The sequence below is a fragment of the candidate division KSB1 bacterium genome (assembly GCA_022562085.1).
In the GTDB taxonomy this organism is placed as follows: Bacteria; Zhuqueibacterota; Zhuqueibacteria; order Oceanimicrobiales; family Oceanimicrobiaceae; genus Oceanimicrobium.
The window spans coordinates 1-6,471 of record JADFPY010000261.1 but is presented as its reverse complement, the minus strand read 5'-3'; the positions used below and the strand labels follow the sequence as shown (position 1 = coordinate 6,471).

Sequence of the window (6,471 nt, the reverse complement as noted above, 5' to 3'; positions counted from 1 at the left end):
GAAGCTTATAAATGTGGAACCTCCCATTCGGATAACTCAACGAGCCATTCAACCGATACGAACAGCACAAAGTTATGTTGACTTTTTGCTTCCCGGCCTGATTGGCATGAGCGTGGTTTCCACCAGTCTGTTCTCCATCGGCATGGTGGTGGTGGCTTATCGCGAAAAGGGCAAGCTGCGGCGTCTTTCCGTCACGCCGCTGCCAAAACCGATTTTTATCGGCGGACAAATTATAAATCGCTACTTCATCGTTCTGGTGCAAGCTTCTCTTCTCATTATATTGGGCACAACCGTGTTTAATGTCCAGATAATTGGCAACCTTGTTGATTTTTTCTTAGTCCTGACAATCGGGATGCTGGCTTTTATCGCGCTTGGATTTCTCGTAGCAAGCATCGCCAACACAACCGAAACCGCCTCTGGAATCGCCAACACGCTTTTTCTACCCATGGTTTTTTTAAGCGGCGTCTATTTTTCCGTTGACGGGATGCCGAAATTTCTCAAGCCGCTGGTTGAATTCCTGCCTCTCACTCATTTAGTCAGATCCCTCCGCGGCATTTTCAACAACGGTCTTTCCTTCTCCGACGTTTTGCCTGAAATGGGTATTTTATCAATTTGGATGGTTGTGTGTTTTGGAATCTCAGTGAAATTGTTCAAGTGGGAGTAAACCTAACGCGGCGAAGCCGCAAATGTAATTACCCGCTTTGTCGTGCTCTATCTAAACCACGGGGCTATTATCAGTAGTCATTAACGCTTCGCTGTCATTGACAGAGGTGAATTCTTGCTGCTGTCTAAAATGACGTCCCGACGCTTCGGGACAAATGACCTAATGACCTAATGACGGATATTGACATTCCCCGAAGCGTCGGGGTCATTCAGTCATTTTCTTGCAAAAAATGGGAAAGTTTACCGACAACACTATAAAGTTCAATGGTAGTTAGACGGGCAACCCGGCTCTCGAAATCCGTTTCCATCAAAATAAAAAAAACGGTTTTAGAAAACCGGGATAAAATCTACCAGGAAATTCGCCAGACTAAAGAGCTGTACCAGTTAATGGTAAAATGGGGCTCCGGCGAAACCCTCACGCCCGAAGAAAAAGCTTTGGTCAAGTCTCAACTTCTTGATATTTGTAAAACCGTTCCTGCATTGGCTATTTTTATGGTGCCTTTTGGCTCGGTCCTGCTGGCTATTCTGATCAAATTTCTCCCCTTCAACATTCTGCCAACGGCTTTTCAAGATACTGACGAATCAAAATCAAGTCGCTGACTTTGAGATAATTTCGGTCTTTTTTGCAGCCTATTTATTAAAGTTTTAGACTTCTGCAAAATGACAGTATCTCACTACCTCCTTCCCGAAGCTCCCGCCTGGGAGGGAAAGCATTGAGCAATAAAAACATGAGAAGCACATACAAAAATAAAACCAAGACAACTAACCTGCATTATTCATGAACCTGCGTTTTAGGTACAAAACAACAATAAGAAAGCTGTCAAAAGTAGAGATGACATAGTTTGTAGTTCACGCTTTAGCGTGCTCATTGGCAGCCTAAAGGCTGTACTACGAACATACCTCATGAGAATTCATGAATAATGCAAACTAAAAGCTTGAACACCAAACTTGAACTCCAAACGTTGCGGAGAGCGACCCCGTCCCGACTTTCCTTAAATAATATAATAATGAAGTCGGGAGGAGGCGCTTGAAGCCCGCGCAGGATCCCTCGCCCCGTTGGATAGTCAGGGGAGGTAAATTTTTGTTAAACAAGAGGTACTTATCCCACGGGGCGAGGAGCCGGAGCGGCCCTACGACATAATCAAAATTTTTAGTACTTAAATTGTTTTTTGAATTATAATATTAAAGTTTAAAAAAGGAGAAATCTTTCCGTCTCCTCCGGCTTCTTCAAACACCGTTTTTTTATATTTCGTCATAAAAAACTATTTGACTTTAGGATTTTCATTACTATATTTAAGACGTCTTGATACTATTTAATACTACTGGAGACTACTATGCCTGTCGAAATCGAAGGGAAGCGATTCTACCGAACCAACGAAGCCCTGAAAATCATCGGGATTAGCAAAGCGACCTGGTTTAGATGGCTGAAAGAAAAAAAGGTAGAAGACGTTGCCCACAAAGACATCCGCGGCTGGCGTTTATTCACCGAAGAAGAGGTTGAAAGAATCCGCAAATATGCGAATACAATCAATATTTTGCCGACGCAGGAGACGCTCGATTTAGAGGGGTGACCAAATGGCCTGGATAAGAACGGTTGCAGAAAATGAGGCTACCGGAAGTACGAAACAACAGTATGATGCCGCAGTTAAACGTGCCGGCCGGGTTTACAACATCGTCAAGATTTCCAGCCTGAAACCGGAGATCATGCGGACTTTTATGCAATTTTATATCCAGCTCATGCATGGCCCTTCCGGGCTCAGCCGGGCGCAGCGGGAAATGATCGCCGTGACGGTTTCGGTTCTGAACAAATGCCGATACTGAATTGAAGCACACGCAGAGGATCTGCGTACGGAGACTCATGACGACGATTTGGTTGCCGCAATTAAAACAGACTTCAGCAAGGCCAAGCTTGACGCCGCAACCAGAAAAATGCTGGAGTTTGTTGAACAAATGACTTTTAAAGCTGATGAGCTTAAAGAAACCAATGTAGCGGAATTAAGGCAGCATGGTTTCACCGATGAGGACATTCTTGACATCGCACACATAACCGGATATTTTAATCATATTAACCGGGTGGCAGATGCACTCGGCATCGACTTAGAAGATTTTATGCTTCAAGGAAGAGGGAATCCAAAAAATTGAACTCAAACTTTTACAACGATGGAAACCCTGATGATTAATTTTAAAGAACCACTTGAAGAAGTGCAAAATTTGACCAAAGAATTGTCCGACCAAATCAAGTTAATACGGGCGCTGGCGAATTTTCATGTTAACATAAATAGCAATGGCGACCGGGCAGATCTCGAGAATCAGCGGATTCAAATTAGCAATTCCGTAAAGAAAATGGAGGGCCGTTTTTCAAAATTAGCGGAGCTTTGGGAGCAGTTTATTAAAGAGCTGAAATCTCAAACTGCTTATGATCCCGAAGCCGACAGCCAGAACGACTTAATCACAAAATTTGTCAGGTTCACGGTTCCAAGCGCCATGCAATCAAAGTGGAACCCGGATGATTTTACCGGCTCTTTGCTGGTCTTTTTTAAAGACGGTAAAATAGACTCGAGCTCTCTTCTCGAAAAAAAACTCACACCAGGCAGAAAAGAATCTTCGCAGGATGATTTTACTAACGCTCTTCCTCATAGATTAGAAAAACCGGTAAGAGTCGTCACTGAATCAAGTGAGTCCTTTACAGTTTTAAAAACACGCAATGAGTTCAAATTCAATATTTACTTTTCATTGTCAGAACCTGAAAACGTCACTATTAGAATTTATGATAGTACGGATAAGCTTGTGCGGCTCATTGAAAAGCACTTTGACGAACCTGGGGATTTTTCTGTGGAATGGGACGGCAGAGACAACGAAAATGAAGAGCTTCGCAAAGGCGACTACACTTTCCAGCTTGAAATCGGCAGTTCCCTCTCCGAATTAAAAACTATTTCTCTGAATCAAGCCTGACACCCCCCAAAAAGTGATTGACATTTCATATACAAATTTCTTAATTTGCAGGTAAGTGTGTTTTAAATTCCTGAGCGTTAGGCTAATTTTCGCTTATTGTGTTCAAACCTGTATTTCAAGGAGGAAAGGACTCTCATGAAACCTAAAACAATTGTCATAATTGTAGTTGGTGTTTTGTTTGCGATTATTTTATTTCAAAATATGGGTGATGTTGAGTTTAAAGTCCTTTTCTGGGAACCGCTTGAGATGCCAAAATTGATTCTGGTTTTATCCTCGGTCTTTTTGGGCTGGGTTATGGGTTGGCTCACCCACATGGCCTATCAAAAGGGTAAAAAGAAAGCAGCTAAAGCCTCGCCAGGTCCTGAACCACAAGAAGAAAACACCAATAAGGAAACGCCTGCCGGAACTGAGACCAACCCTTGAAGCCAATTCAATTGCATCCTGAATTCGACTTACAAACTGAATAAACTGTCTACAAACGCCGATAACGCTAAAATAAGTGATGCGGGTTTTAAAAGGAATTGCACCTGATGCGAATTGTTTTAAACAATATCGACGAACAAAAAATAATTGACGCTGTTTACGACGCCGGCCAGGGGCATGTTTTCAGGTTCTGGAATGAACTTGGCCTGGAATCGCGCACGAAGCTGCTGGCTCAACTGGGCAAAATAGATTTAGAATTGGTGAACTCACTAAATCAAAAGTTCGTTCAGTCGACTGAAAGCCTCTCTACACAACAGACACTCGAACCCGCTGATTTCATTTCCCTGCCAAAAACTCCCGACGAAGTCGAGACTTTTAACAACGCTAAAAAAATCGGAGAAAAAGCCTTGAAAGCCGGAAGAGTCGCAGCTTTTTTGGTAGCCGGGGGTCAGGGCACCCGGCTTGGATTCGATGGCCCCAAAGGAAGTTTCCCGGTCACTCCAATCAAAAAAAAGAGCCTGTTTCAACTGCATGCGGAAAAAATTTTAGCCATATCCACAAGACATGGATCGACCATTCCGTGGTACATCATGACCAGTGAAACCAATCACCAACAGACCGTCGATTTTTTTGAAAGTAAAAGTTACTTTGGTTTGCAGCCGCAAAATGTCATGCTTTTCAAACAAGAGATGATTCCGGCTTTGGACGACAATGGCCGCTTAATCTTAGATGCCAAAGATAATATTTTTAGAAATCCCAATGGACACGGCGGTTCGCTATCGGCGCTTAAGAATAGCGGCGCCTTGCAAGACCTGAAAAAACGCGGCGCCGATCTGATTTTTTATTTTCAGGTGGACAATGTTTTAACAAAAATTTGCGACCCAATTTTTCTGGGATTTCATATTCTGAAAAAAGCAGAAATGTCTGCCAAGATTGTCCCTAAAACCGACCCGGAGGAAAAAGTCGGTGTGTTGGGAAAAATTGATGGCCGGCTGGGAGTTATCGAGTACAGCGACCTGCCCGCAGAACAACAAACTGCCCGCAACTCAGACGGCACTCTGAAATTCCGTGCCGGTAACATCGCAACCCATATCCTCGACGTCGATTTTGTTGAAAAGGAGAACAAAGGCGGCTTGCGTCTTCCCTGGCATCTGGCGCACAAAAAAATCCCTTATCTGAATGACACTGGCGAACTGGTGCACCCAGGTGAACCGAATGGCTACAAATTCGAGACTTTCGTTTTTGATGCGTTGGCAGACGCTGAAAGGGCGGTTTTTTTGGAAGTCAAACGCGAAAATGAATTTAGCCCGGTTAAAAACGCAGACGGCAACGCCTCACCTGCGACTGCACGCCGTGACATGATAAACCAATTCGGTTCATGGCTGGAAAAAGCCGGTGTGTCCGTTCGCAAAGACACTCAAGGCAATGTCCAAAGCGAAATCGAAATCACCCCTCTTTTTGCCATGGATGCAAAGGAATTAGCTGAAAAAGTGAATTCCGATTTGAGTTTTGATGGAAGTTTGTATTTGGTTTAGTATAATAACATAAACCCACAGCGCATCTCACTATCCAGAATCAATTGGCGGTTTTTTCTCTACTATAATTTCTCCAATGGTCGCTAGTTCAAAATTGGCCTCGAATTCAGCCAAGCTTGGCTCAGAGGTCTTAGGCTGACATGAAATTTAGAGATTTTTGGCAGCGAAAATTTGTCAAGCCAATCATCGACCTGTTAAATCAGGGCATCTCCCTGCAAAAAATCGTTTTGAGCATTGCCCTTGGGGCTACTTTAGGAGTGATCCCGGTCCCTGGCGCAACGACAATACTTTGCGCCATTGCGGCAATTTTATTTCGTCTTAATCATCCCGCCATTCAATTAGTAAATTATTTGGTGTATCCTCTACAAATAATTCTCTTGATTCCATTCTACCGGGCGGGCGAATTTGTGTTTCACGCAGAGCCATTAAGTTTATCAGCGAGTCAAGTGGTTGGAATGATTAAAGAAGATGTTTGGGCGGCAATCAAATTTTTGTGGGACACCACGCTCCATGCCGTTGTTGTTTGGTGCATACTGGCGCCTATACTCGTTGCAATTCTATATTACCTCCTGCTTCCGCTAGTAAAAAGACTACCTTTTAAGTTGGCGGATCCCCAATGAAGTCATCATAAATTAAAAGGTATTAAAAAATGTTGAGCTTGCTTTTCATTTCACTCTTAACTACGATAGCTAACTAACAAAACTTTCCTTCCGCACTATTTTCTCCTTGACATGGCTTTAGCATTTTAACATATTGACAATGGCACCGCATTTCTTAAAACGACTTAAAGAAATCGCAGTTACTTTTCATCACACCTTTTGCTAAGCATCAGATCATCAATGCACAAAAAACAAGTCTCCGCTATCTTTGAAGAAATCGCCACCCTCCTCGAACTTAA

9 protein-coding genes are annotated in these 6,471 nt (G+C 43.2%); all 9 read left to right on the top strand.

What is annotated here, in order from left to right; translation table 11 throughout:
• Positions 1-664: ABC transporter permease (locus IH879_17385; protein MCH7676696.1), on the top strand; the 664-nt coding region annotated here is incomplete at its 5' end.
• Between the two features lie 263 nt (positions 665-927).
• Positions 928-1,263: a hypothetical protein gene (locus tag IH879_17380; protein ID MCH7676695.1), complete on the top strand. Its 336-nt coding sequence runs from the start codon at positions 928-930 to the stop codon at positions 1,261-1,263.
• A 734-nt stretch (positions 1,264-1,997) separates the two neighbouring features.
• Positions 1,998-2,234, top strand: coding sequence for a hypothetical protein (locus tag IH879_17375; GenBank protein MCH7676694.1), 237 nt, complete (start codon positions 1,998-2,000; stop codon positions 2,232-2,234).
• A 4-nt stretch (positions 2,235-2,238) separates the two neighbouring features.
• Positions 2,239-2,484 (top strand): carboxymuconolactone decarboxylase family protein, encoded by a 246-nt coding sequence (locus tag IH879_17370; protein ID MCH7676693.1) that lies wholly within the window; start codon positions 2,239-2,241, stop codon positions 2,482-2,484.
• 48 nt (positions 2,485-2,532) lie between these two features.
• Entirely contained in the window at positions 2,533-2,805 is a 273-nt protein-coding gene (locus tag IH879_17365; protein ID MCH7676692.1) for a hypothetical protein, read from the top strand.
• A 30-nt stretch (positions 2,806-2,835) separates the two neighbouring features.
• Positions 2,836-3,615, top strand: a complete 780-nt coding sequence (locus tag IH879_17360) for a hypothetical protein (protein ID MCH7676691.1) — start codon at positions 2,836-2,838, stop codon at positions 3,613-3,615.
• Between the two features lie 135 nt (positions 3,616-3,750).
• Positions 3,751-4,038, top strand: a complete 288-nt coding sequence (locus IH879_17355; protein MCH7676690.1) for a DUF1049 domain-containing protein — start codon at positions 3,751-3,753, stop codon at positions 4,036-4,038.
• A 107-nt stretch (positions 4,039-4,145) separates the two neighbouring features.
• On the top strand, positions 4,146-5,573 hold the full coding sequence (locus IH879_17350; protein ID MCH7676689.1) for a UDPGP type 1 family protein: 1,428 nt from the start codon (positions 4,146-4,148) through the stop codon (positions 5,571-5,573).
• A gap of 140 nt (positions 5,574-5,713) precedes the next feature.
• Complete coding sequence (locus tag IH879_17345) at positions 5,714-6,193, top strand: DUF2062 domain-containing protein (GenBank protein ID MCH7676688.1); 480 nt, start codon at positions 5,714-5,716, stop codon at positions 6,191-6,193.
• The last annotated feature ends 278 nt before the right edge of the window (positions 6,194-6,471 follow it).

Excerpts from the sequence above, each read along its gene's own strand:
- IH879_17380 (MCH7676695.1), top strand. The coding sequence starts at position 928 with ATGGTAGTTAGACGGGCAACCCGGCTCTCGAAATCCGTTTCCATCAAA.
- IH879_17375 (MCH7676694.1), top strand. The coding sequence starts at position 1,998 with ATGCCTGTCGAAATCGAAGGGAAGCGATTCTACCGAACCAACGAAGCC.
- IH879_17370 (MCH7676693.1), top strand. The coding sequence starts at position 2,239 with ATGGCCTGGATAAGAACGGTTGCAGAAAATGAGGCTACCGGAAGTACG.
- IH879_17360 (MCH7676691.1), top strand. The coding sequence starts at position 2,836 with ATGATTAATTTTAAAGAACCACTTGAAGAAGTGCAAAATTTGACCAAA.
- IH879_17355 (MCH7676690.1), top strand. The coding sequence starts at position 3,751 with ATGAAACCTAAAACAATTGTCATAATTGTAGTTGGTGTTTTGTTTGCG.
- IH879_17350 (MCH7676689.1), top strand. The coding sequence starts at position 4,146 with ATGCGAATTGTTTTAAACAATATCGACGAACAAAAAATAATTGACGCT.
- IH879_17345 (MCH7676688.1), top strand. The coding sequence starts at position 5,714 with ATGAAATTTAGAGATTTTTGGCAGCGAAAATTTGTCAAGCCAATCATC.